Origin of the sequence: Paenibacillus algorifonticola, from assembly GCF_000971975.1 — a bacterium.
GTDB lineage: Bacteria > Bacillota > Bacilli > Paenibacillales > Paenibacillaceae > Pristimantibacillus > Pristimantibacillus algorifonticola.
The window spans coordinates 486,682-512,990 of sequence record NZ_LAQO01000002.1; the positions used below are offsets into that span (position 1 = coordinate 486,682).

At 48.9% G+C, this 26,309-nt stretch carries 25 protein-coding genes; 24 read left to right on the top strand and 1 reads right to left on the bottom strand.

The features are described from left to right. Positions 1–8 precede the first annotated feature (8 nt). From nasC to WH37_RS12040, 22 genes are all read left to right on the top strand, one after another. Positions 9–2,156 carry an assimilatory nitrate reductase catalytic subunit NasC gene (gene nasC, locus WH37_RS11935; RefSeq protein ID WP_082110755.1) on the top strand — a complete coding sequence of 716 codons (2,148 nt, stop codon included), beginning with the start codon at positions 9–11 and terminating at the stop codon, positions 2,154–2,156. Between the two features lie 79 nt (positions 2,157–2,235). Next, entirely contained in the window at positions 2,236–2,982 is a 747-nt protein-coding gene (locus tag WH37_RS11940) for a ClpP family protease (protein WP_046230775.1), read from the top strand. Next, positions 2,982–3,200, top strand: a complete 219-nt coding sequence (locus tag WH37_RS11945; RefSeq protein WP_046230776.1) for a YlzJ-like family protein — start codon at positions 2,982–2,984, stop codon at positions 3,198–3,200. Before WH37_RS11940 ends, WH37_RS11945 begins: the two co-directional genes overlap by 1 nt. A gap of 87 nt (positions 3,201–3,287) precedes the next feature. Next, positions 3,288–6,110 (top strand): FtsK/SpoIIIE family DNA translocase, encoded by a 2,823-nt coding sequence (locus WH37_RS11950; RefSeq protein ID WP_046230777.1) that lies wholly within the window; start codon positions 3,288–3,290, stop codon positions 6,108–6,110. Positions 6,111–6,220: 110 nt separating this feature from the next. Beyond that, on the top strand, positions 6,221–7,003 hold the full coding sequence (sleB, locus tag WH37_RS11955) for a spore cortex-lytic enzyme (RefSeq protein ID WP_046230778.1): 783 nt from the start codon (positions 6,221–6,223) through the stop codon (positions 7,001–7,003). A gap of 166 nt (positions 7,004–7,169) precedes the next feature. Next, entirely contained in the window at positions 7,170–8,444 is a 1,275-nt protein-coding gene (gene yfmF, locus WH37_RS11960) for an EF-P 5-aminopentanol modification-associated protein YfmF (RefSeq protein ID WP_046230779.1), read from the top strand. Between the two features lie 5 nt (positions 8,445–8,449). Next, positions 8,450–9,736 carry an EF-P 5-aminopentanol modification-associated protein YfmH gene (yfmH, locus tag WH37_RS11965; protein WP_046230780.1) on the top strand — a complete coding sequence of 429 codons (1,287 nt, stop codon included), beginning with the start codon at positions 8,450–8,452 and terminating at the stop codon, positions 9,734–9,736. Positions 9,737–9,750: 14 nt separating this feature from the next. Next, positions 9,751–10,479, top strand: a complete 729-nt coding sequence (gene ymfI / locus WH37_RS11970; RefSeq protein ID WP_046230847.1) for an elongation factor P 5-aminopentanone reductase — start codon at positions 9,751–9,753, stop codon at positions 10,477–10,479. 107 nt (positions 10,480–10,586) lie between these two features. Next, complete coding sequence (locus WH37_RS11975) at positions 10,587–10,838, top strand: DUF3243 domain-containing protein (protein ID WP_046230781.1); 252 nt, start codon at positions 10,587–10,589, stop codon at positions 10,836–10,838. Positions 10,839–11,035: 197 nt separating this feature from the next. Continuing rightward, on the top strand, positions 11,036–11,803 hold the full coding sequence (locus tag WH37_RS11980; RefSeq protein ID WP_046230848.1) for a DUF3388 domain-containing protein: 768 nt from the start codon (positions 11,036–11,038) through the stop codon (positions 11,801–11,803). A 20-nt stretch (positions 11,804–11,823) separates the two neighbouring features. After that, on the top strand, positions 11,824–12,723 hold the full coding sequence (locus WH37_RS11985; RefSeq protein WP_046230782.1) for a helix-turn-helix domain-containing protein: 900 nt from the start codon (positions 11,824–11,826) through the stop codon (positions 12,721–12,723). A gap of 37 nt (positions 12,724–12,760) precedes the next feature. Next, the gene (locus WH37_RS11990) at positions 12,761–13,252 is read left to right on the top strand and encodes a YajQ family cyclic di-GMP-binding protein (protein ID WP_046230783.1); all 492 of its coding nucleotides are present in this window, start codon (positions 12,761–12,763) and stop codon (positions 13,250–13,252) included. A gap of 221 nt (positions 13,253–13,473) precedes the next feature. After that, on the top strand, positions 13,474–14,049 hold the full coding sequence (gene pgsA / locus WH37_RS11995) for a CDP-diacylglycerol--glycerol-3-phosphate 3-phosphatidyltransferase (protein WP_046230784.1): 576 nt from the start codon (positions 13,474–13,476) through the stop codon (positions 14,047–14,049). Between the two features lie 110 nt (positions 14,050–14,159). Then, positions 14,160–15,407 carry a competence/damage-inducible protein A gene (locus tag WH37_RS12000; protein ID WP_046230785.1) on the top strand — a complete coding sequence of 416 codons (1,248 nt, stop codon included), beginning with the start codon at positions 14,160–14,162 and terminating at the stop codon, positions 15,405–15,407. Between the two features lie 257 nt (positions 15,408–15,664). Further along, complete coding sequence (gene recA / locus WH37_RS12005) at positions 15,665–16,726, top strand: recombinase RecA (protein WP_046230786.1); 1,062 nt, start codon at positions 15,665–15,667, stop codon at positions 16,724–16,726. A gap of 118 nt (positions 16,727–16,844) precedes the next feature. After that, the gene (locus WH37_RS12010; protein WP_046230787.1) at positions 16,845–17,474 is read left to right on the top strand and encodes a RecX family transcriptional regulator; all 630 of its coding nucleotides are present in this window, start codon (positions 16,845–16,847) and stop codon (positions 17,472–17,474) included. Positions 17,475–17,705: 231 nt separating this feature from the next. Further along, positions 17,706–19,247 carry a ribonuclease Y gene (gene rny, locus WH37_RS12015; protein WP_046230788.1) on the top strand — a complete coding sequence of 514 codons (1,542 nt, stop codon included), beginning with the start codon at positions 17,706–17,708 and terminating at the stop codon, positions 19,245–19,247. Positions 19,248–19,324: 77 nt separating this feature from the next. After that, positions 19,325–20,119 carry a TIGR00282 family metallophosphoesterase gene (locus WH37_RS12020; protein ID WP_046230789.1) on the top strand — a complete coding sequence of 265 codons (795 nt, stop codon included), beginning with the start codon at positions 19,325–19,327 and terminating at the stop codon, positions 20,117–20,119. 139 nt (positions 20,120–20,258) lie between these two features. After that, entirely contained in the window at positions 20,259–20,519 is a 261-nt protein-coding gene (locus tag WH37_RS12025) for a stage V sporulation protein S (protein ID WP_025335291.1), read from the top strand. A gap of 220 nt (positions 20,520–20,739) precedes the next feature. Continuing rightward, positions 20,740–21,315, top strand: coding sequence for a phosphate propanoyltransferase (locus tag WH37_RS12030; protein ID WP_046230790.1), 576 nt, complete (start codon positions 20,740–20,742; stop codon positions 21,313–21,315). A gap of 254 nt (positions 21,316–21,569) precedes the next feature. Beyond that, entirely contained in the window at positions 21,570–23,159 is a 1,590-nt protein-coding gene (gene miaB / locus WH37_RS12035; protein ID WP_046230791.1) for a tRNA (N6-isopentenyl adenosine(37)-C2)-methylthiotransferase MiaB, read from the top strand. A gap of 67 nt (positions 23,160–23,226) precedes the next feature. Then, on the top strand, positions 23,227–23,718 hold the full coding sequence (locus WH37_RS12040; RefSeq protein WP_046230792.1) for a YlbF/YmcA family competence regulator: 492 nt from the start codon (positions 23,227–23,229) through the stop codon (positions 23,716–23,718). Positions 23,719–23,858: 140 nt separating this feature from the next. On the opposite strand, the gene WH37_RS12045 is transcribed toward WH37_RS12040, so the two are convergent. Continuing rightward, the gene (locus WH37_RS12045) at positions 23,859–24,488 is read right to left on the bottom strand and encodes a biotin transporter BioY (protein ID WP_231594199.1); all 630 of its coding nucleotides are present in this window, start codon (positions 24,486–24,488) and stop codon (positions 23,859–23,861) included. A gap of 124 nt (positions 24,489–24,612) precedes the next feature. On the opposite strand from WH37_RS12045, the gene WH37_RS12050 reads away from it, so the two are divergent. Together WH37_RS12050 and WH37_RS12055 are read left to right on the top strand one after the other, a co-directional pair. Next, positions 24,613–25,482, top strand: coding sequence for an energy-coupling factor ABC transporter ATP-binding protein (locus tag WH37_RS12050; protein ID WP_052736931.1), 870 nt, complete (start codon positions 24,613–24,615; stop codon positions 25,480–25,482). Then, the coding region (locus tag WH37_RS12055; protein WP_156182305.1) for an ABC transporter ATP-binding protein at positions 25,479–26,309 on the top strand (831 nt) is incomplete at its 3' end. The genes WH37_RS12050 and WH37_RS12055, both read left to right, overlap by 4 nt.

Genomic DNA, 26,309 nt, shown 5'->3' on the forward strand with positions numbered 1-26,309 from the left:
GAGGAAAAATGATGACAGAATTAAAAGTGGTTGAGCAGAAGCCCCAAGTAACGGCAGTTATGGATACACAGTGTCCTTTTTGCAGCGTGCAGTGCAAAATGCGCGTCGAAGAGGAGCGCTCAGCGGCCGGTCGATTTTCTTATAAGGTGACAGCGATCCCGAATGCCGCATCGGAAGGACGGCTATGTGTGAAAGGGATGAATGCGCATCAGCACACGCTGCATCGCGAGCGGCTCGTTCATCCACTCATTAGACGGGAAGGGAAGCTTGTGCAGGCGACATGGGAAGAGGCGCTGGATCTAGTTTCCAGCCGTTTTCAAGCTTTGCAGGCCGAGCATGGTACGGATTCGGTCGCTTTATATGGCGGCGGCTCATTGACGAATGAAACGTCCTATTTACTGGGTAAATTCGCTCGTGTTGGTTTGCGTACCCGCTATATTGATTATAATGGGCGCTTCTGCATGTCGGCCGCCGCTTCCGCCGGAAGCAAAACGTTCGGCATTGATCGCGGACTAACGAATCAGTTAAAGGAAATTGAACGGTCGGAATGCCTGATTCTTGCCGGAACGAATATAGCGGAATGCCAGCCGACGCTTATGCCTTATTTTACGAAGGCAAAGGAAAACGGGGCGACCTTAATTGTCATTGACCCGCGAATGACGGGAACGGCCGAGCTTGCGGACATTCATTTGCAGGTGAAGCCAGGCATGGATGCTGCGCTTGTGAATGGCATGCTTAAAGTTATTTTTGATGAGGGACTTATTGATCGGGGCTTTATTCGCAGCCGTACGAAGGGATTTGCGGAGCTGGAGCAGCATGTAAGGGCGCTAAATTTAGCTGATATAGCTGAAAGCACGGGTGTTCCTGAGGCGCTCATTCGCCTCGCTGCGCTCGCATTTGGTGAGGCGAAGACGGGGATGGTTTTTACCGCGCGTGGCGTCGAGCAGCATGCCGATGGGCATTTGGCGGTGCGGAATTTTCTCAATATGGTACTGGCAACGGGTAAAATTGGCCGTGAGGGCTGCGGTTATGGAGCGGTCACTGGTCAAGCGAATGGACAGGGAGGGCGAGAGCATGGGCAAAAGGCTGACCAGCTCCCTGGCTATCGACTGATCGAAAATGAGCATGATCGCGCTTATGTGGCAAGCGTCTGGGGCATTCGCCCGGAGGAGCTCCCTGGCAAAGGTGTATCCGCTTATGAAATGATGGAAATGGTGCACCGCGAGGAAATTAAAGCTTTGCTTGTCATGGGATCGAATCCAATCGTATCGAACCCGAATGCGACGCTTGTGGAGGAAGGACTCACCAAGCTTGATTTTACCGTCGTAGCAGATATGTTTCTGTCCGAAACGGCGCTGCTTGCTGATGTTGTGCTGCCGATATCCGCTTATTTGGAAAATACCGGAACGATGACCAATTTAGAAGGCCGCGTTTTGCTGAGGGAAGCGGGTCGTTCTGCACCCGGAGAAGCCCGCCATGACTGGCAAGTATTGTGCGAGCTGGCAAGCAGGCTTGGCCGCGGCGATTATTTTGCCTTTGAAAATTCCGAGCAAATCTTTAATGAGCTGCGTTTGGCGAGCAAGGGCGGGCTTGCAGATTATTACGGCATAACGTATGACAGGCTGCGCAAGGAGGAGGGCATTTATTGGCCTTGCCCATCGCTGGATCATCCGGGTACGAAACGGCTGTTCGAGAAGTCTTTTGCCCATGAGGATGGGTTAGCTGCCTTTCAAACCGTTACGAGCGATTCTCCAGCAGAAAAGGCAGACCATGAGTATCCGCTGCTTATGACGAATGGACGGCAGCTATCCCATTACTTGACAGGGGTACAAACGCACCGCAGTCCTACGCTGGAAGCGAGAAATGTGGAAAATCATTTGGAGATTCACCCTCATACCGCGAGGAAATACCGTATTGAGGATTTTTCACTGGTAGCCGTGCAGTCGAAGCGCGGAGTTGTTATATTACGCTGCAAAGTGACGGACAGCATTCGTGAGGACACGGTATTTATTCCGATGCATTGGGGCGGCGTGCAAAATGTAAACCGGGCGACAAGTCCGCAGCTAGACCCTTTTTGCAAAATGCCGGACTTTAAGACGAGTGCGGTAAGCATTCGGCCATACAGTGAATATTTGCAGGAGCAGAGGCATAAATAAACGAGACCTTCCCATACTATGACGAGCCGTAGGTTCAGTCAAAACGGTATTAGCCTTGTTCAAGAGGGGGAATTCGCCGATGTGGCCGTATTCAATGAGTTTAACAGGAGAGCAGCCTGAGCCGTATGACGAAGAGAAGAAAAAGGCGGCCGGGGCGCTTGACGCTTTGCAGCAGCTGGGCCAAGTGAGCATTCCGCAGGCTGAGTCCAATATTTTTTGTATGACGATTATTGGACAGATTGAAGGCCATATGGTGCTGCCGCCGCAAAACAAAACGACAAAATATGAGCATTTGATTCCACAGCTGGTCGCTGCCGAGCAAAATCAGAAAATCGAAGGTGTGCTGATCGTTCTCAACACGGTTGGCGGCGATGTGGAAGCGGGGCTCGCTATCGCCGAAATGATTTCTTCCTTGTCAAAGCCGACGGTTACACTTGTACTCGGTGGCGGGCATTCGATCGGCGTTCCGATAGCAGTAGCGGGAAATTTGTCATTCATTGCTGCGACAGCAACGATGACGATTCATCCGATTCGCTTGAATGGCACCGTGATTGGCGTTCCTCAAACGTTCGAATATTTGGATAAAATGCAGGAGCGTGTCGTTCGCTTCGTTACGATGCATTCCAAAGTGCCGGAAGCGACTTTCAAGGAGCTAATGTTCAAAACAGGTGAGCTGACGCGCGATATCGGCACAACAGTCGTTGGCGGAGACGCGGTGCGTCATGGCTTGATTGATGCGGTGGGCGGCCTTGGCGAGGCGCTTCGGGAGCTTAGGCGGCTGGTAGAGGAGCGCAGGCAGGCGGGAATGCCGGAGGTGTTTAACTGATGTCTGTTCTATATACGATTGTTCCGCTGGAAGAAGTGCTCGCAGGCTGGCAGGCAGAGGAGAAAATCAATCAAGGTCGCGAAGTTTGGGTGGAAGGCGTTTATATGCAGGTAGAGCCCATTGCGCCAGGGGTGGGTAAAGTCATTCGTCTCATTCATTGCGGGCTCGACGACTACTTAAATCCGCAGCTTTCGCCAGGAGCTGTTGTCAAATATTGATAACGGATCTAACTGTTTAAGGGACTATCGAACGAATAGGAACATTTGTCCACCTATGGTATAATGTTTTACCGGGGGTGACGAACGTTGGCTAAGAAGAGAAGGAGTAAGAAATCGCTCGCAGCAAATTTGAAATATGAGGTTTACGGTATTTTACTCATTACGGTATCGATTATTGCTTTATCGGGAGAGGCGACGGTTGGACGTTCATTGTCCAAACTGTTCGGCCTCTTTCTGGGTAAATTTTACTTTGTGATTGCACTGATTGGCATATATGTCGGGCTGGTCGTGATGGTCAAACGGATGTGGCCGAAAGGCTGGTCTAATCGGAAAACAGGCATGCTTGTGCTCGTACTTGCTTTTACGCTGTGGAGCTCTATTGCGGAAATTGACCGCAAGCTTGGGGATACGACGCTGCTGTCCGGCAAAGTGATTTTGAATCAGCTGGACAGTGACTTAAGGGGAGAGCTGCTAACTTCCAATCCGCAGGATTTGCGGCCGCTTAAGGACAAGGCAATTAGTGGCGGTTACGTTGGAGCACTGCAATATTCCGTACTTTTTACCTTGTTTGGGAAAATTGGAGCGCAGCTTCTCATGCTTGTCATGATTGCCATTTCCATAATGCTCATTACAGGAAAATCGTATGTGGAGCTGTTCAAGACGCTGCGTACCCGTTTTGCCCGTATGCTCAAGCTGCTTGCGGCAAAATGGTCGGATTATGCCGCCGAGCGAGCCGCGACGCAATCATCGAGAAGCGCAAGTACGGTATCGGCAGCAAGCACCGTGCTGACTTCGGACAATACGATTGACGATGATGAAGAAGATTTTGCGCTCCGTCCGGCCAAAAACAAAAAGTCGCTGTTTTTCTCTTGGCGACAATCCGATAAGACGAAAGCTACCGTTAGCCACGACGAATGGGAGCTGGAGGATGAGCCGCTTCATGGTGAGGCTGGTCGTGGCGAAGAGGGCGCGGCAGTACCGCATTGGGCGGAAGAGTGGGATCAGGATTGGGACAATGAGCAGGACGGATTTGCTGCTCAAACAGCGCCTAGCACAGTTTCTTCATCAACAGCTGCCGCAGTTCCACTGCCGGAGACAAGCGCTAGCTTGTGGCCTAGCGAGCAGGAGGATTTGACTGCCAAAGCTGCCCAGACATACGCTCATAACGACCTAACTGATGAGCAGGAGTGGTCAGAGCCATGGAGACCGCAAGAAACGCAGGAGCAGCAAGAGTTGGTACATATAGAAGAAAACGAAGAAGAAAACACGGAGTATGACGCAATTGAGCAGACGAATGAGGAATTTGAGCAGGCTCTTCAACAAAATGACGATGAATATGAAGGACCGGTATTGGATGGCGTGAGAGCGGCAGGTAGCCAGCTGGAAGCTGCTGCTGTTTCTGATTCTAACGCTGGCAGCAATGAGGCGAATTCGCAAGCTGCGGAAAGCAAGCCGGCGATCTCAGCATCAAGCGTCCCGGTGGTCAAGCCGTACGTTTTACCGCCGTTTACGCTGCTTTCCAAACCTAGCCATATGGTCAGAGGTGGCATCGGCTCCAGTTCCATGGAGGCGAAGCTTAAGCTCGAGCGGACGCTGGAAAGCTTTGGCGTGAAGGCGAAGGTGCTTGATCCGGTTATCGGCCCTGCCGTTACCCGTTTTGAAGTTGAACCGGCTTCAGGTGTGAAGGTTAGTAAAATTGTAAGCTTGACTGATGATATTGCACTTGCGCTTGCGGCCAAGGATATTCGAATGGAAGCGCCCATTCCAGGCCGATCGGCAATAGGGATTGAAGTGCCGAATATGGAAGTGTCTATCGTTACAATGCGCGAAGTAATGGAAACCAAGGAATTTTATGATTCCCCTTCGAAGCTGTCTATTGCCTTTGGCCGTGATATTGCAGGCAAACCAATCGTGGGCAATTTGGCGAAAATGCCCCATTTGCTTGTAGCGGGAGCGACGGGCTCCGGAAAATCAGTCTGTATAAACGGTATTATTACTAGTATTTTGTACAAAGCAACGCCAGATGAAGTAAAATTTCTCATGGTCGATCCGAAAATGGTCGAGCTGAACGTATACAATGGTATCCCGCATTTGCTGGCGCCTGTTGTAACCGATCCACGTCGTGCATCACTTGCGCTTAAGAAAATCGTTGTCGAGATGGAAAAACGCTATGAGCTGTTTTCCAAATCAGGAACGCGTAATATTGAGGGCTACAACACCTTAATGGCGGATAACCCTAAAGCAGTTCTGCCTTACATCGTTGTCATTGTCGATGAGCTTGCCGATTTGATGATCGTAGCGGCTAACGATGTCGAGGATGCGATTGCCAGACTCGCACAAATGGCTCGTGCGGCAGGCATTCACCTTATTATCGCGACTCAGCGTCCGTCTGTTGACGTCATTACCGGTGTCATTAAAGCGAATATTCCATCGCGGATTGCTTTTGGTGTTTCTTCTCAGGTCGATTCACGAACAATACTCGACATGGTCGGAGCGGAAAAGCTGCTTGGCCGCGGCGATATGCTTTACTTGCCAATGGGGACCTCCAAGCCAACACGGGTACAGGGCGCATTCCTTTCCGATCAGGAGGTAGAGGCGCTCGTCGGTTATGCCAGAGGACAGGCAGAAGCAGAGTACAAGGAAGATCTTGTACCTGAAATTGAGGAGGAGACGGCTAGCTCTGAAGAGGTCATGGACGAGCTGTACGATCAGGCTGTTCAGATTGTCGTCGAAGCCAAGCAAGCGTCGGTCTCCCTGCTTCAACGCCGCATGCGTATTGGCTACACTAGGGCTGCAAGGCTCATTGACGAGATGGAAGCCCGTCACATCGTGGGACCGTACGAAGGCAGCAAGCCGCGTGAGGTGCTGCTTACAGTGGATCAGCTCGAAGCGGGACGAATCAGCTCTTAAAATGCCAGCAGCGAAAAATTTTGCATAGAAGCTGGACTGATTTCTCATACTAGACTTAGGCAACGCTGCAAATTAGCGTACTAACTTGTAAGAGAAAGGCAGATCCTTCTATGAAAAAGCGACTAATGGTCATAACAGCAGTGCTCGTTATCGTCTTGTTTGGCTCCTACTCTCTCCGGCACATGCATCAAGTCAAGACATCGGAGACATTCAGTAATGCTACGCTCAAGGTTGGTTCCTCGGGCAAAGATGTGTACGAGCTGCAAGGCAGGCTGAAACATCTCGGTTATTTCAGCGGGAAAGTGGATGGCCAGTTTGGGGCAAGCACGAAAAATGCCGTTACTTGGTTCCAATGGAAATTCGGAATGAAGGCGGATGGAGTAGTCGGGGCATCGACAAAGCTGAAGCTTTGGGAAGCGACTAAAGCCTGGAAGCCAACAGCAGCAGATTCGTCATCCGGACAATCTGGTGCTGGGAATACAGCTGCTCCTAGTGGTGGCGGTGGAAGTTCGCTTTCCAAGTCCAACAAACTGGGCCTCAGCGCCAATGATTTAAAGCTGATGGCGAACGCCGTTTATGGCGAGTCGCGCGGTGAACCGTATGTAGGACAAGTAGCAGTTGCTGCTGTCATATTAAATCGGTTGCAATCGACCAGCTTTCCGAATTCGATTTCCGGTGTTATTTTTCAGCCGGGTGCCTTTACCGCTGTGGCGGATGGACAAATTTGGCTGACGCCGAACGAGACCGCAAGCCGCGCAGTAATGGATGCCATTAACGGCTACGATCCGTCGAATGGTTGCTTGTATTATTTTAACCCGGAGACAGCGACCTCGAAATGGATATGGACCAGGCCTCAAGTGAAAACGATAGGCAAGCACATTTTTTGCATGTAGCGCCTGTACAGAAGCAACCGTTCTGCCTTAACGCAGCTCTGGTTGCTTCTTCCTTTTCGCATCGGTTAGAATGGTATAGGATACTCGAAATTGGAATACATTTACTTGAAGCATAGAACTTTATGCTTTTCGCATTAAAAATTTATTTTGGAAGGAGCTAGCGAAAGTGACACTTTTCGAAAGAGGACAATTTGGTCGGATACGGCTGCATGTGCTGCCAACTAAGCGTTTCAAGACGTTCGCGATTTCCTTGTTTGCTGGGCGCGTGCTTGCAGAAGATACGGTTACGGAGACGGCCCTTATTCCTTTTGTGCTGCGCAGAGGGACGGCGGCGACACCTGAGACGAAAGCATTTCGCGAGCGACTCGATGATTTGTACGGTGCCGGCTTCGGCTTTGATGTATATAAGCGTGGCGATTCTCAAATCGTTCAATTCCGCATGGATGTCATTAACGATCAATTCGTATCCTCCAATACGCCGCTGCTTGCTGCGTCATTGGGGCTGCTTGGCGAGGTGCTGACCGAGCCTTTGCTCGAAAATGGCGCATTCAGCCGCAAATACGTCGATGCGGAAAAAGTAACGCTTACGAAACGGCTGGAGTCAATCGTCAATGATAAAATTCGCTATGCCGCTGAGCGCTGCGTTGAAGAAATGTGCGCGAATGAGCCTTATCGGCTGCATCCGCTTGGCAAGCTTGCTGCGATTGAAGGGATAACCCCGCAATCTCTCTTCAAGCAATATAAGACATGGCTTGGCGAAGCGGCGCTCGACTTGTACGTAGTTGGCGATACTACGCTTGAAGAAGTGACGGCTTACGTACGTGACGCATTTAAGCTGGCAGATGGAGCGGCCACAAGTTATCCGGCGGCAGACGTTACCCATCAGGTGCGTGAGGTTCATACGGTTGTAGAACGAATGGATGTTACGCAAGGGAAGCTGAATTTGGGCCTGCGTACGGGTGTTGCTTATGGCGATGATGATTATGCAGCAGCTCTTATGTATAATGGTGTGCTGGGCGGATACCCGCATTCCAAGCTGTTTTTAAATGTGCGTGAGAAGGAAAGCTTGGCTTATTACGCCGCTTCCCGCCTTGATGGGCATAAAGGGATTTGCACGGTGCAGTCAGGCATCGAAATTGAGAACTATGAGAAAGCGGTCAAAATTATTCGCGAGCAGCTTGAGAGTATGCGTCAAGGCGAGCTGTCCGAGCTTGAAATGAGCCAGACGAAAGCGATGATAGCGAACCATTTGCGCGAGCTGCAGGATTCTGCTTATGAAATGATCGCTTACGATTTTAATGCGGTGCTGTCCGGCAAGGAAAGAAGCGCTGAGAAGCTGCTTGAACAGGTGCAGGCAGTTACCGCTGCTGATATTGTCAGAGTCGCACAAAATGTACAGCTCGATACGATTTATTATTTGCGTGATCGGAAGGAGGCGTAACCACCGTGCAACCACTGGAATATAAGGGCGTACAGGAGACGCTTTATCGTGAAGTGCTGGATAATGGGCTTGAAGTCATAGTGCTGCCTAAAGAGGGCTTTCATAAAACCTATGCTACATTTTCGACGAAATATGGCTCTGTAGATAATTGGTTCGCAGTCGGAGATGGGGAAGCGGTCAAAGTGCCCGACGGTATTGCTCATTTTTTGGAGCATAAAATGTTCGAGGAGCCGACAGGCGATATTTTCGCTACGTTTGCCTCCCAAGGCGCTTCTGCGAACGCTTTTACAAGCTTCGACCGCACGGTATATTTGTTTTCGGCGACGGAGCAAATTCCTGCGAACATTGAGACGCTCATTAATTTTGTGCAAAATCCATATTTCACAGATACGAATGTGGACAAGGAAAAAGGCATTATTGAGCAGGAAATCAATATGTATAAGGATAATGCCGACTGGCGTGTTTATTTTGGGCTGATAGATGCACTGTACCACACACATCCGGTTCATATCGATATTGCAGGCACTGTAGAGTCGATTTATCAAATTGACAAGGAAACGCTGTACCGCTGCTATGAAACCTTTTACCATCCATCCAATATGCTGCTATTCGTCGTTGGCGGTGTAGATGCGAAGGAAGTATTCGAGCTGGTAAGGCGCAATCAGGCGGCCAAAAACTTCAAGCCGCAGGGTGAAATACGTCGCTTGTTTGAGGAAGAGCCGACTTCAGTCAAAACGCCGCATAAAGTAACGAAGCTTCCGGTATCGCTGCCGAAATGCATGTTTGGCTTTAAGGAGAAAAACACGGGGCTATCCAGCGAAGAGCTGCTGCGTCAGGAAGTTACTTCCAAGCTGATGCTTGACGTTTTGTTCGGGCCGAGCTCCGCTCTGTATGAGGAGCTTTATGAAAGCCAGCTTATATCCGATTCCTTTGGAACCGAATATAATGCCAATCCGGGCTATGCGTTCTCCGTACTTGGAGGAGATACGCCAAATCCAGAGCAGCTGCTTGCTCGTGTTAAGGCTGCTATTGAGCAGGCGCTTGAGAGCGGACTCGATGAAACCGCCTTTGAACGCTCAAAACGGAAAAAAATTGGCGGTTACTTGCGGATGCTTAACTCCCCTGAATCGATCGCTGGCGAATTTACGCGCTACCGCTTCCGCGACAGTGATATGTTTGATGTACTGCCGCTGTATGAAAGCTGTACACTGGAGCAGGCGAATGCGCGGCTGCTCGAGCATTTTGATTTTAATCAGCTGGCGGTATCGATAGTGGAGAAGCCTGAGGCGTGAAGACGCTGAAGGAGATGACTGTGCTGATTACAGGGGGAAGCCGTGGTATCGGCGCCGCAATCGCGCGGCGCTTCGCGGCAGAAGGCATGAATGTCGTCATCCATTATTTGAATGCCCACGAGGCGGCAAATGAAACCGCAAGGGAATGCTTGCAGCTTGGCGGAGATGCGATGACCATTACCGCTGATTTGCGCTCCAAGGAGCAGCTGCTGCGCATGAGAGACAAGCTTGAGGCGCATAACCGGATGCCGGATATACTGGTCAACAATGGCGGTGTTGCGCATTATGGCATGCTGATGGACGTTTCAGAGGAAGAATGGGACGATTTGATGGCTGTCAATCTCAAGGGAATGTTTTTATGCAGCCAGATTTTTATGCCGCGCATGATCGAAAATCGTTTTGGCAGAATTATTAATGTATCCTCGGTTTGGGGAATATCTGGCGCCTCCTGTGAAGTGCTGTATTCCACATCCAAGGGCGGCATGAACGCTTTTACGAAAGCTTTGGCAAAGGAACTCGCACCATCAGGCGTTACGGTCAATGCGGTTGCCCCAGGTGCGGTCAATACGGAAATGATGGATGGGTTTGATGAGGATGAGAAAACGGCACTGGAGCAGGAAATTCCGCTGGGTCGTCTCGGTCAGCCGGATGAAGTCGCTTCACTCGTTTATTTTCTTTCCCTGCCAGAATCCTCCTACATTACAGGCCAAGTCATCAGCCCAAATGGCGGCTGGCATACGTAAGGCATAATGCTGTTTTTTTGATAGCGAATAGTCCGCATAATCTGCCCGGTATCGAAGCAAAATAATGACTGTTGATGATTCTTCACAAAACAAGGAGGCGAAGAAAAATGTCAACCGTTCTTACAAACTTCGATACGTGGAAACAGTTTTTGGCTGACAAGGTTCAGCATGCAAAGCAAATCGGAATGGACGATGAGGCCATCTCCAGCCTGGCCTTCGAAATTGGTTCTTTTCTTGATCAAAAGGTCGATCCGAAAAATGAGGAGCAGCGCGTATTGAAGGAGCTCTGGGATGCAGGCGATGATTCCGAGCGCAAAGTTCTAGCCCGTCTCATGCTCAAGCTGGTACAAAAGGCGTAATCCGCTACATGTTATTCGCAGAAAAGCCTCCCGAACGGAGGCTTTTCTGCGAATATGAATAATAACCGCAGGCACCGTCCGTTGACCGTTCAATAGTTTTAATGTGAGGTTGCAGGATTGTGGCGAAAATTGTAGAATAAGATTTTGATGGACAACTAGATATGTACGGTCAACAATGTGCTGGGATGGTGATTAGGCTGGAATCAAAACAATGGTATATGGAATATAAGATACATAAGAATAGACCAGGCTTGCTCGGGGATATAGCTTCTTTGCTTGGTATGCTGGAAGTTAATATAATGACGATTAATGGTGTGGAAGACCGGACGCGCGGCATGCTGCTGCAAACCGATGATGAAGAAAAAATCGTGCTGCTCGGCAAAATGCTGAAAAAGGTTGATAATATTACAGTGAACAAGCTGCGTACGCCAACCATTGTAGATATTTTGGCGGTGCGCCACGGAAGATATATCGAACGTGATTCTGACGATCGCAAAACATTCCGGTTCACCCGCGATGAGCTTGGGATCCTTGTTGACTTTCTTGGCGAAGTGTTTAAACGTGAAGGCAATCAGGTAATAGGTTTACGTGGCATGCCGCGCGTAGGAAAAACGGAATCCATCATCGCTGGCAGCGTATGCTCAAATAAACGGTGGGCGTTCGTTTCTTCAACGCTTCTCCGTCAAACGGTAAGAAGCCAGCTGTCGGAAGAGGAAATGAACGAAAATAATATATTTATTATTGACGGTATTGTGAGCACGATTCGTTCCAATGAGCGCCATCATGCCTTGCTGCAGGAAATTATGGCTATGCCTTCGACGAAGGTCATTGAGCATCCCGATATTTTCATTAAAGAGTCTCAATACGACCACAGCCATTTTGATATTATTATAGAGCTGCGCAATACGCCGGATGAGGAAATTACGTACGAATCGTTCACTGCAAATTACTCGGATGATTTTTAAGCTGAAAGGAGGAAGCAGGCATGTCTAATCTTGGAGCGCTGCTCCGCAAGGCGCGTGAAGAACGCGGGCTGACGCTTGACGATATTCAGGAAATGACGAAAATTCGCAAACGCTACCTCGAAGCCATTGAGAGCGGCGATCACAGCGTGCTGCCGGGAAGCTTCTATTTGCGGGCCTTCGTGAAAAATTATTGCGAAGCTGTAGGGCTTGATACCGAAGAGGTGCTGCGCCTGCACGAGAAGGAAGTCCCGAATACCATTACAGAAACGTTAACGGAGCCTGTTACGACAAGGCCGCCCAGACGTGTGCAGTCTGTCGGCTCTGACCGTATTGGCAAGCTTGGCTTTAATGTAATGATGTGGTCGTTTTTGATTTTGATTGTGGCGGTCGTATGGATTTTCGTCATTAATCAAAAAGACAAACCGTCTGATATGGTCGATCAAGGTACGAAAATTACCGATGAATCTGCTCCGCCTACGCCGACACCAGAAGCTGGAGCGACAACGGGCGCAGCTGCGCCTACTGTTACACCATCTCCTACACCGACGATTCAGGAGGATGTGACGGTTACTTTTTCATCGAAAATCGGCAAGGTCGACCATTATGATGTAGGTCCAGGAACAGCCGTTCACAAGCTTGAAATTAAGGTTGCTGGCGGGAAAAGCTGGATGGAAGTTCGCGAAGGCGGATCAAAAGGCAGCGCGCTGCTATCGGAAAATGCAAATGATGGCTCGACGCTGAACTTTGAATTGACGCAGCCGTTATACATTAACGTGGGCCGTGCTGATCTGGTTACGATTTCAGTTGATGGCGTGCTTGTTCCAGACGGGGATCGTGCAGGCTCGAAAAAAATCCAGCTGAATCCGGCGGCATCGGCGAATGCAGGCAGTCCGGAAGCGACTGTTTCGGCTACGCCATAACAGGGATAAAAGCTATTTTATAGGGGAGTGGAGTTACATGTCTTCAGAAAGTTCATTTGATATTGTGTCCAAGGTGGACATGCAGGAGCTAAACAACGCGATTCAGCAGGCGGAGCGTGAAATCGAGACGCGCTTTGATTTTAAAGGAAGCAAGAGCAGCATTAAGCTGGAAAATGAAGAGCTGGTTCTCGTCTCTGACGATGAGTATAGATTGAACAGTGTGATTGATATTTTGCAATCGAAAATGATTAAACGCGGCGTGCCGATCAAAAATATGGATTACGGTAAAATTCAGTCAGCTTCGGCGAATACCGTTCGCCAGCATGTAAAGCTCAAACAGGGCATTGATCAGGAGCATTCCAAAAAAATTAATATTTTGATTCGCGATTCTAAGCTTAAGGTGAAAAGCCTGATTCAAGGCGACCAAATTCGCGTAAGCGGCAAAAGCCGTGACGACTTGCAAGCTGTTATGAATTTGCTGCGCGGTGCTAATTTGCCGATCGAGCTGCAATTTACAAATTATCGTTAACCACATGTGACGGTATAGAGGTCCTCTTTTTTCGCTGTTGGCGGGAGAAGGGGGCTTTGTTAAACCTGTTTTTCTTCGTTTTGACACCAGATTAAGCAATGTATTATACTTGATAAGATAGTTTCGCGGAAGGGATCTGGGGAGACGCAGATGACAGAACAGGTGAGTGTAATGACAGGCAATGGCAGGACGGATTTTGTTTTATTCGGGGAGGAAGAGGCATGAATCTCGCCAATAAAATTACACTGATTAGAATTATTTTAGTGCCGATTATTATGGTTTTCCTACTCGTTAATATGAATGTGGGCTCAGTTGTATTTGATGACTATTCCATTACATATAACCAGATTATTGCGGCGATTATTTTTATTGTGGCAGCGAGTACGGACGGTTTGGACGGGTATATCGCCCGAAAGAACAAAATTGTAACCAATTTGGGCAAGCTTCTCGATCCACTCGCTGACAAGCTGCTTGTTGCCGCGGTACTGATTTCCCTAGTGGAGATGGATAAGCTGGCTGGCTGGATTGCCATCCTGATTATTAGCCGTGAATTCGCCGTTACGGGACTTCGCCAGATTGCGCTGCTTGAGGGCAGTGTTATGGCGGCTAGCAACTGGGGCAAGTGGAAGACGGCCATACAAATCACGATGATCATTTCGCTTTTGCTTAACAATTTTCCGTTCGCTTTCATCTCGTTTCCATTTGATTTGATTGCAAGCTGGGTCGCAGTTGCGATTACGCTTTATTCCGGGATAGATTATTTTGTGAAAAATAAACATTTAATACCGGTAGAATAACGATGAAACGCGCTTTGCCGTTTTTTGAAAAGCATCTTTCCTGTTTCAGGGAGGATGCTTTTGCTTACCGCAATTATGGCGCTGCCATTACCTAGAGGAGGATGAATAGCATGAAAGCAGAAATTATTGCAGTAGGCACAGAATTGCTGCTCGGACAGATTGTAAATACAAATGCACAGTATTTGTCCCAAGAGCTGGCCGCGCTTGGCATTGATGTATACTTTCAAACGGTAGTCGGTGATAACCCAGAGCGTATTCGCAAAGCGATCGTGACAGCGAGAGAACGCGCCGATCTGCTCGTGTTTACGGGCGGTTTGGGACCTACGCTCGATGATTTGACCAAGGATGTGCTGGCTGCTTATTTGAACCGTGGTTTGTCCCTGCACAAGCCATCCATGGATAAAATCGAGGAGTTGTTCAGCTCAAGAGGCGTACATATGGTTGAAAGCAACCGCAGACAGGCATTGTCTATCGATGGCAGCGTGCCGCTGCACAATGCGGCTGGCCTAGCCGTAGGCAACGCTCTGACAGAGGATGGCACGCATTACATGCTGCTGCCGGGACCTCCGCGGGAAATGAAGCCGATGATCGACGGTCCGGGCAAGGAGTGGCTGCGGACGCTTCTCGGACATGAGCAGCCGCTTTATTCGCGATTGCTTAAATTTGCAGGCATAGGGGAATCCAACCTGGAGGCTAAGCTGCTCGATTTAATTGAAGCTCAGGTTGACCCGACGATTGCTCCTTATGCGAAGGAAGGCGAGGTAGCTATTCGCGTTTCAACGAAAGCGGCAACGCAGGCAGAGGCTGACGGCAAGATAGATGCGACAGTGGAGCAAATTATTGAACGCATTGGAGAGCATCTGTACGCCCAAGAGGACATTCCACTGGAGGAGGCGGTCATACAACTGCTTCGTACGAGCAGACGCAAGCTGGCCAGTGCTGAGAGCTGCAGCGGCGGTCTGTTAGCTGAGTTGATTACGAGCGTACCAGGAAGCAGTGGAGAATATACAGGCGGCGTTGTAACGTATACGAATGAAATGAAGCATGCACTGCTTGGCATACCTTTGGCACAGCTAGAGGGCGAAGGGGCCCCTGGCGCGATCAGCGAGTCGACAGCTGCGTTAATGGCTGAGCGGGTTCAGAAGCTCGCAAACAGCGACTTCGGCGTGTCCATAACAGGTGTGGCAGGACCTGCGGAAAGCGAAGGCAAGCCTGTAGGGCTTGTTTATATAGCTATTTCAGAGCGCGGCAAGGAGACGGTGGTATATCCACTGCAATTAAGCGGAAGTCGGACGATTATTCGCGTTCGAGCTGTAAAAACTTTGCTATACCGTTTGTGGCTTGCTATCCAGAACTAATTATTCGGAATTTTTGACCAAAAACAGGCGAAAGATGTTGCTTTTTGCCAAAAACGGGCGTATACTAAGCTCAACTTACGGAAGAACCGTGGCGAAGATAACTTTGCTGCGGTTTTTTTGTGTAGTTACAGAAGTTTAAAAGTTGTATGCCTACCGTCGGCTTCACAAAAAAAACGAATGTATGTTCGAAAAAGTGCTTGGCAAAGGGTCGGAAAAAGGTTATCATTATATTATAAATAACGAAGGATGTGAGTTGATTGGCTGATCGTCGTGCTGCGTTAGATATGGCTATGCGTCAAATTGAGAAACAATTCGGCAAAGGCTCTATCATGAAACTAGGGGAATCAACACATATGCAAGTGGAGGTCGTGCCGAGCGGCTCGCTTGCTTTAGATATCGCACTTGGAATCGGGGGTTTCCCGAGAGGACGTATTATTGAAGTATATGGACCGGAATCTTCTGGTAAAACGACAGTTGCACTTCATGCGATTGCAGAAGTTCAACGCGCAGGTGGACAAGCTGCCTTCATCGATGCGGAGCATGCACTTGATCCGTTATATGCAAGCAAGCTGGGCGTTAATATCGATGAATTGCTGCTTTCCCAGCCAGATACGGGGGAGCAAGGGCTGGAAATCGCGGAAGCGCTCGTTCGTAGTGGCGCGGTTGACATTGTTGTTATTGACTCCGTTGCGGCGCTTGTGCCTAAAGCTGAGATCGAAGGCGACATGGGTGATTCGCACGTTGGTTTGCAGGCTCGTCTGATGTCTCAGGCGCTTCGCAAGCTGTCTGGTGCCATCAGCAAATCGAAGACGATTACGATCTTTATTAACCAACTGCGTGAGAAGGTCGGCGTTATGTTCGGTAACCCTGAGACGACACCAGGTGGACGCGCTTTGAAATTTTATTCCAGCGTACGTCTTGATGTCCGCCGGATTGAGACACTGAAGCAAGGCAATGATATGATTGGTAACCGTACACGTATTAAAGTTGTCAAAAACAAAGTGGCTCCGCCGTTCAAGCAAGCCGAGGTTGACATTATGTATGGTGAGGGCATTTCCAAAGAGGGCACGCTCGTTGATTTGGGCGTTGAACTCGATATTGTACAAAAAAGCGGCGCATGGTTTTCCTACAATGGCGAGCGTCTCGGTCAAGGCCGGGAAAATGCTAAGCAGTTTTTGAAAGACCATGAAGATATTGCCGACATCATTGATAAGCAAATTCGTGATGCCAGCAATTTGGTAGCAACTGCTACTCAAGCGACAGGACTTGGTCAAGAAGAAGAGGACGAAGACGATTTCGACGAGTCTGAATTGGACTAATACGCTCAATTAGTAGCGAAATAGATAAATAATGATGATGACGCCGTTCCTTTTAGGGACGGCGAACTTGTTTTAGTCAACATTTACAACTAGTTGCAAAACGTAACATGGAGGGCCTATGATTGAAATCAGAGCGGTTGAGAAGGACAGCAAGCATCGAAGCCGCTATCTCATATTCGCGGATGGCGAAGAGCCGATTTTATCGGTTCATGAGGATCTGTTGATCCGCCATACGCTGTTTAAAGGACAACTTCTTACAGAGGCGCAAATAGAGGAAATTGGCAGCGAGGACGACCGTTACCGCGCTTACGCGATGGCTATTTATTATTTGGGCTTCAAGCCGCGGACAAGCAAGCAAATTCAGCAGTATTTGCAACGGAAGCTAATTGCTGAGGATCATATTAATTACACCATAGAGCGTTTAGAAAAGGAACATATTGTGGATGATGAACAGTATGCGATGCAATTTGCCGCTCAGCGAATGAAAAGCAGCCAGAAGGGGCGACGTTACATTCAGCAGGAACTGCTGCAGCGAGGTGTGTCGAAAACAGCAGCGCTTGCCGCTACTTCTGCAATTGACAGTGAAATGGAGCTGGAAACAGCGCTTGCTATCGCTTCCAAAAAATGGCGTGCTATAAAAGGCGAGCCGTTTGAGTGCAGACGCAAGCTGGCAGCTTTTTTAATACGAAGGGGCTTTCCTGTAGACATTATTAAAGCCGCAGTAAAATCAGCGGAAGAGAATGCATAATCAATGAAGCAAAAAGATCAACTTGGGCTTTTGCTTGACAAGTGATTTTACCAAAAGATAAAATGAGTTTGTATTCCTTCCACATCAAATCTATTTTCCTTCCAAAAATTGATTTGAGAAGATTATTTTCGGCAAGTTGTTAGAAGATGAAAACGGTATGGAAACCGACTAAAATCAAATATCATTCCAAGCGTTTGCTTTTGTGAATGCAACGAGGAGGTGAACAAGAGGATGAATCCTATTTGGACGATCTTGATCAGTCTCGTTGTTGGCGTTATTTTCTTTGGAGTTGGTTATTTTATTCGAAAGTCGATTGCCGAAGCCAAAATTTCCAGTGCTGAGCAGGCTGCTATCCAAATCGTAGAAAATGCGAAAAAAGAAGCAGAAGCGCAGAAAAAGGAAACGGTGCTGGAAGCGAAAGATGAAGTCCACAAACTTCGTACCGAAGCTGAAAAAGACATTCGTGAACGTCGTAATGAGGTTCAGCGACAGGACAGACGTTTACTCCAGAAAGAGGAGTCGTTGGATAAAAAATTAGAAGCGCTGGAACGCAAAGAAGAATTAGTTGCCAACAAAGAGAAACGGATCGATGAAACCCAAGAACAGATTGATACCATCTATAAGCAGCAGCTTAGCGAGCTGGAGCGAATTTCCGGCTTGACGATGGAAGGTGCGAAATCGATTATTTTGTCTAATGTTGAACAGGAAGTACGACATGAGACAGCGCAGATGATCAAGGAAATCGAGCAGCAGGCTAAAGAAGAAGCAGATAAAAAAGCACGTGATATTATATCGCTCGCTATCCAACGTTGTGCGGCTGATCACGTAGCAGAAACGACTGTATCAGTCGTCTCCTTACCGAATGAGGAAATGAAAGGCCGCATTATCGGACGCGAAGGTCGTAATATCCGCGCTCTGGAAACATTGACCGGTATCGATCTCATTATCGACGATACACCGGAAGCGGTCATCCTGTCCGGCTTCGATCCTATCCGGCGTGAAATTGCCCGAACTTCACTTGAGAAGCTTGTTGCTGACGGACGTATCCATCCTGCTCGTATTGAAGAGATGGTTGAGAAATCACGCAAGGAAGTGGATGAGCGTATCCGTGAATACGGGGAGCAAGCTACTTTTGAGGTGGGTGTACATGGCTTGCATCCTGACTTGATTAAGATTTTGGGAAGACTCAAGTATCGGACAAGCTACGGTCAAAACGTGCTCAAGCACTCCATGGAGGTTGCTTACCTGACTGGACTCATGGCTGCCGAGCTGGGCGAGGATATTACACTCGCGAAGCGTGCAGGCTTGCTGCATGACATCGGTAAAGCACTTGACCATGAGGTTGAAGGCTCGCACGTTGAGATTGGCGTTGAACTAGCCAAGAAATACAAAGAACATCCTGTTGTTATTAACAGTATCGCTTCCCACCATGGCGATTGTGAAGCCACTTCGGTTATCGCAATGCTGGTTGGCGCAGCTGACGCATTGTCGGCAGCACGCCCAGGCGCACGCCGTGAGACGCTCGAAACGTACATCAAGCGTCTGGAGAAGCTGGAGAATATTTCGGAGTCATTCGATGGTGTTGAGAAATCGTATGCCATCCAGGCCGGCCGTGAAGTACGCGTTATGGTACAGCCTGAGAAGATTGACGATACAGAAGCATTCCGACTCGCTCGCGACATTACGAAGAAGATTGAAAGTGAGCTTGATTATCCAGGCCACATTAAAGTCACCGTTATTCGTGAGACACGGGCTGTGGAATACGCGAAGTAAACAGCATAGCAACGCGGAAAAGTGGCTGCCCTGCAGCCACTTTTCCTGTCTGAATAGGTAAAAGGAAGTGAGCAGCAATGAATGTATTATTTATTGGGGATATTGTTGGAAGTGTAGGGCGTGCAGCTGTTAAGCAAGTGCTTCCAGCGCTTAAATCGAAATACAATCCGCATATTATTATCGTAAATGGTGAAAATGCAGCGGCAGGCCGGGGCATTACTAAAAACATTGTCAATGAGCTGTTTGAATGCGGTGTTCATGGGATTACGATGGGTAATCATACATGGGATAACAAGGATATTTTTGACTGGATTGATGATGAGCCCCGTATCGTAAGACCTGCGAACTTCGCGGAAGGAACGCCGGGACAAGGCATGGCGATTATTAAAGCAAACGGCAAGCAGCTTGCGATTATAAATTTGCAGGGAAGAACGTTTTTACCGCCGATTGATTGTCCGTTCCGCAAAGCCGATGAGTTAATCGAGGAGGCGCATGAAACGACGAAAAATATTTTGGTCGATTTTCATGCGGAAGCGACTTCCGAGAAAATTGCAATGGGCTGGCATTTGGCTGGTCATGCATCTGTGGTTGTAGGAACACATACGCATGTTCAGACGAATGACGACACGATTTTGCCAGGCGGCACTGCCTATTTGACGGATGTTGGCATGACGGGGCCGAAGGACGGTGTGCTGGGAATGGAGCGCAATGCCGTGTTACATCGGTTTATGACCCAAATGCCTACACGTTTTGTCGTGGATGAAGGAAAGTGGCATTTGCATGGTGTGTCGATCCAAATCGATGATGCGACAGGCGAAACGACCAAATTCCAAAAAATTAGACTCGTTGAAGAAGATTGGCTGCTCATGTAGCAGTCTTTTTTTGTTTAAAATTTAGACAATTCAGAACAGTTCGTTAATTTCGGTAATAAAAGCAGGAATTTTTCTACCTCTCTCGAATACTATTGCTAGTAGTGGAATCCATCCATCATTCCCGAGGAGGTACATTTTTATGGATGTATTAAAAGTTTCAGCAAAGTCCAATCCAAATTCCGTTGCAGGTGCGCTGGCCGGAGTTTTACGTGAACGCGGCGCCGCTGAATTACAAGCTATCGGGGCGGGTGCACTAAATCAAGCAATTAAGGCAGTTGCGATTGCACGAGGATTTGTTGCTCCCAGCGGGGTGGATTTAATTTGTATACCGGCATTTACAGACATCGTAATCGATGGCGAGGATCGGACGGCGATTAAGCTCATTGTTGAGCCTAGATAAGCGCTTATGCGAACGCCTGAGTCGATATAGAGAAATGTAGAACAATGTTCATATGTAACGCCTGCCTACCCTCGCGTAAGCAGGTTTTTTGCTTTATAGTGACATATGTTGTTGTGGGATAAAACAAATAAATGTTATGATTGTTGAGCATGTTGCAGGTTAGGCCACATGATCCTTGTTGCAAGGAAAGCAGATCAATAAGCGAAGGGAAGTAAATGCAATGACACAAAAACTAGTACCTGTAGGGGTATCGGCACGCCATATTCATTTATCTGAAGAGCATGTCGCGATTTTATTTGGAGAAGGCTACGAGCTGACGGAGGCGAAAGCTCTCTCTCAGCCAGGACAATATGCAGCAAATGAAACGGTTGCCGTTATCGGACCGAAATCTTCTTTTCCTAAAGTAAGAATTCTTGGGCCTGTCCGCAAGGCTACGCAGCTTGAAGTATCCCGTACGGATGCTTTCTCGATTGGCGTAAACCCGCCTGTTCGCGAATCCGGTGATATTAGCGGCTCGACTGGCATTACGCTGAAAGGTCCAGCTGGTGAAGTAACGATCGAGGAAGGTGTTATCGTTGCGGCGCGCCATATTCATTTCCACACGAGCGATGCTGAAAAATGGGGCATTGCCGACAAGCAAAAGCTGAAAGTGCGTTTTGGCGGAGATCGCGGTGTCGTATTTGAAGAAGTGATCGCCCGCGTATCCCCAGATTTCGCGTTGGACATGCATATTGATACGGACGAAGCGAATGCCGCTGGCATTAAAAATGGCGATACCGCTGAAATTGTAGGCTAATCATCCTTTTCTCAAGGTGCAGGCTTATGAGGAAGGACGCCATAGGTTCTACTCATTTTTGAAACGGATAGCAGCGAAGGAGCTGCTGTCCGTTTTTTATTTTTCAAGGCAAATGGGAAGGCGTTTTCAAGATTTGTTGGAAAAAATAGAGCATTAGCAGCATCTGTAATGGATTCAATGGACTTATATGTGTTATAATTTCTTATTGATGTTTAAACACGGGTGAGCACAAGGAATAAGGATGTGACTAAAGCATGACAAAGGGGAATTCAGCGGATTTGAAAGCCGCTAATAAAGATAGGGATTACTCGAAATATTTTGATTTCTCTGATGCGAAGGTGCTTAGCGAGGAAGACGGCAAAATCACCTATCGAATCAAAGGACGCAATATTCAAATCAATGCTGCTCCGAACCACAAGGAAGAGAAAAAACGGGGCAAAGAGGATATAGAGGTTCATTACGATTTTTCCATACCGGAGGAATTCCGGACGCTCGGCAAAGGCAAGTTTTATTTGATACAAACGTACGGCTGCCAAATGAATGAGCATGATACAGAAGTTATGAAGGGCATGTTCGAGGAAATGGGCTATACGGCAACGGAGGATCGGACTGAGGCGGATGTAGTGCTGCTGAATACATGTGCGATCCGGGAAAATGCCGAGGATAAAGTATTCGGGGAGCTTGGGCATCTTAAGGTGCTGAAGCAGCAGAAGCCGGGCTTGCTGCTCGGCGTGTGCGGCTGCATGTCGCAGGAGGAATCGGTCGTTGGGCGTATTTTGCAAAAACATTCCTTCGTGGATATGATTTTCGGTACACACAATATTCACCGCTTGCCGTTCCTGCTGCAAAATGCCTATTTCAGCAAAGAGATGGTTGTCGAGGTATGGTCCAAAGAAGGCGATATTATCGAAAACATGCCGAAGAAACGCGAAGGCATGCGGGCTTGGGTTAACATTATGTATGGGTGCGATAAATTTTGCACTTACTGTATTGTGCCTTACACAAGAGGCAAGGAGCGCAGCCGCAGGCCGGAGGACGTCATTGCCGAAGTAAGGGAGCTGGCAAGACAAGGCTTCAAGGAAGTGACGCTGCTTGGGCAAAACGTGAACGCCTACGGCAAAGATTTTGAAGATATATCGTATCGCTTTGGTGATCTCATGAACGATATGTCTAAAATCGACATTCCGCGCGTTCGTTTTACAACGAGCCATCCTAGAGATTTTGATGATCATCTCATTGAGGTGCTGGCGCAGCGGGGCAATTTGGTAGAGCATATTCATCTGCCTGTTCAATCGGGCAGCACGGAAGTGCTTAAACGGATGAGCCGTAAATACTCACGTGAAATGTATTTAGAGCTTGTGGGTAAAATTAAGGCGGCTATCCCAGATGCTATGCTGACCTCTGATATTATCGTCGGGTTCCCTGGGGAAACGGATGAGCAGTTCGAGGATACGCTCTCGCTCGTTCGCGAGGTTGGCTTTGACTCAGCCTATACATTTATCTATTCGCCGCGTGAAGGTACGCCTGCTGCCGGTATGGAGGATAATGTTCCACTTGATGTCAAGAAACGTCGGCTGCAGCGTCTGAATGATTTGCTGAAGCAGATGAGTCTGGAGAGCCATGAGCGAATGATCGGCACGACAATCGAGGTGCTGATTGAAGGTGAGAGCAAAAATAACGCTAGTGTGCTAGCTGGGCGTACACGTACGAATAAGCTCGTTCATTTGGAAGGTCCGCAGGAATGGATTGGCCAGCTCATTCAAGCGAAAGTGACAGAAGCGAAAACCTGGTATATTAAAGCAGAGCCTACAGAAACACAATTGCGGGAAGCGGTTGTGCTTTAAACGATAAAAGCTTAACAGCAAGGCGATAGTTGATTACACTTGATACCAATAACAGGAGAGATGATAAATGTCTGAGCAACAAACGGTCCAAGGCAATACGGAGCATGGCCATCACCATCATGAGCATGGTGAAGGATGCGGGATTCCAAAGTTTGATACGCGTGATTTGCTAATTCGCGAAGACATTATGAAGAAGGCGAAGGAGCTTGCTGACCTGATTTATACTTCTGAGGAAGTGCAGCATTACCGCCGTGCGGAAAGCCAAATTCAAGGCAATACGAAAATTCAGGAATTGATTGCGACTGTGAAGAAAAAGCAGAAAGAGCTTGTCGCATTTGAAACGACTTTCAAAAACGAAACGATGGTCAAAAAGATCGAGCAGGAAATGGAAGTACTTCAGGATGAGCTGGACGGCATTCCGATCGTAACGGAATTCCAGCAAAGTCAGTCCGACATCAACTATTTGCTGCAGCTCGTTATTTCCATTGTACGGGATACGGTTTCTGAGAAAATCAACGTGGAGGCAGGCTCTGAGGAAGCGCCTGCTGAGTGCGACTAACGATTTGTCTAGGCTGATCTAGTGGAATCCGAGCAAGCGAAAGAAACAGGAAAGGGGCTGCGCAATGGTGGAATACCATTGCTTGCAGCCCCTTTTTTTATAACAAATTAAGGTGGATTGCGTTATGAATTTGAAGGCATTTAAGGTGTTGTCGTGAATGGAACAGCTGGCTCTGTGTTTTTCTTGCCAGCTGAAGCTTGAATCCGCAAAATATAAGGTTTTAACGCCATCGTTATAATGACGGCCAACACGGACTTGGCAGCATCACCTGGCAGGAATGGGTAGCAGCCATTAATCATTGCTTTTTGAAACGAGAGACCTGTTGCTTGCATCAGCCAAGGAATGCCGATTACATAAGCGAAAAAAGAACTAAACAGCTCGAAAATGACAAACAGCAAAATAGCAGTTGCGATGCGGTTTTTTGCTGCAAAAGAGCTATGAAGCAGCTTGGATGTGAAGAAGCCAACAAGCATGGCGCAGAATGGGAAGGCAACCAGAAAACCGCCGGTAGGCCCAGCTATCATGCCGAAGCCGCCATTTCCATTAATAAGCGGAAGCCCGATTGTTGCTAGTACAATGACAATCAAAATGGATAAAAATCCATTGCGTGCGCCAAGGAATAGTCCCGCGAGCGCAACGGCGAGCGTTTGCAGGGTTATCGGTACGGGTGAGGCGGCGAACTTGAATTGAAGGCTGCTCATGACAATAAATAAGGCAGCGAACAAGGCTATGTACACCATGCTGCGAATATTCGTATTGCTTTTGATCAATGAAATCGTCTCCTTTAAAATGATGATTGCTTTTCTAATGTTAACCGTTTATCATTTATTTGTGGTTAACAAATTGGATTGTAGCACAGAGCAGCGCTTTGGGGAAGAGGGTAGGTGAAATTTTTTGAACGAATATTTGATACTGTTCGAGGGGCTATCGGTCAATCCGCGCGTTTTTGACACGGCGACTAAGCAGCCTCCTATTATAAGAGATGTCAGTCTCGTTTTGAAGGAAGGGGATTGGCTGACGCTGCTGGGGAGCAATGGCAGTGGGAAAAGTACGCTCGCTAAGGTCATTGCCGGGTTTCCTGTGGGCGAAAAAAGCGGCGCTTATTTGTTGGGGGGAAAGCTTGCTGCCTACAATAAGCCGATTCCAATTGTGATGCAGCAGCCCGAGGCTTCTATGCTTGGCGCAACGCCCTGGGAGGATGTTGTTTTGATGTTGGAGCAGCATGGGATTGACAGCGATGCAATAGCTGCTTTGGCGGAGGAGTCGCTCAGCTTAACAGGTTTGCTGGAGCGAAAGGACCAATCTGTTGGCACCTTGTCGGGCGGGCAGAAGCAGCTGACAGCTATTGCTGGTTGTTTGGCGGTAAAAGCACCTGTGCTGGTGCTCGATGAAGCAACTGCAATGCTTGATCCTGAAGCAAGTCTTGCCATTGGGGAGCAAGTGCGCGAGCTTCATGCCGCAGGGAGCACGATCATATGGATTACGCAAAAGCTGGCTGAGCTTCGACATGGTGATCGAGTCATCGTGATGGAGCAGGGCCGAATTGTTTTTGACGGGACTACGGAGACGTTTTATGAGCGTAATGGTAATGAAAAGGGTACGGAGAGCACGGGGAGTGAAGAAGGAGGGCGGAGCTGGTGCGAACGGCTTGGTTTTGAGGCTCCTTATGCGGTACAGACAGCCTGGGAGCTGGAGAAGCTGGGCATCGTTTTAAAACCTTTGCCGCTGACCGTAGACAGGCTCGCGGAGGCGCTGCAAAGATGATCGATCGCAGCTGGAGACTGGAAGCGGTACGCGTCTGTGCAGCAGGAGAACGGGACAAAACGCTTCTGACTATAAAAGAAAAGCTCGTGTTTAAAGAAGGCACGATTACACTGCTCATCGGCAGCAATGGTGCAGGAAAATCTACGCTGCTGGAAACAATGGCAGGACTCCGCCGGCTGAACGAGGGACAGATTGCGATTGGCGCTGATTTGCTTTGGGTGGGCAGACGCAGACGTCTCAGCCGCAGCGTCGTGCTGAATACGGGCATAGCGCTCCAGCATTCGGAGTCGCAATGGTTTGCGGCGACCGTGAAGGAGGAGCTCCTCTATTCACTGAAGCCGTACAAGCTGGAGCCGCCGGAGAGGGAGCGGCGGCTGCATCATGCGCTGCAAGCAGCAGGCTTGCCTGCCGAGCTGCTTGCCCGCGATCCTTGGTCGCTCAGCGGCGGACAGCAGCGGAGGCTGGCACTGGCTTGCCTGCTGGCCTGCGAACCGCAATGGCTGCTGCTGGATGAACCGACGGCGGGGCTGGACGCCGAGGGCATCAGCCGCTTGTGCGCCGTATTAGCGGCGCACAAGGCGGCTGGGCGCGGAGCGGTCGTGGCAACGCACGATCCGGGCGCGCTGCTGCCGCTCGCGGACGAAGTCGTCGTGGTCGCCCGCGGCTCGGTCCGCGAAGCGGTCGCTGCATCGGCGTGGGCGAATGCACACGCTGCAGATGCAGCTGCGCCGCAGGCGCTGCGCGCGCTGGCGAAGCTGCGCGGCTTTGCGGCGCAGCCGCCGGGCGGTGGCGCCGCCGTATGGCCGGCGCCGGAGGCACTTGCGGCG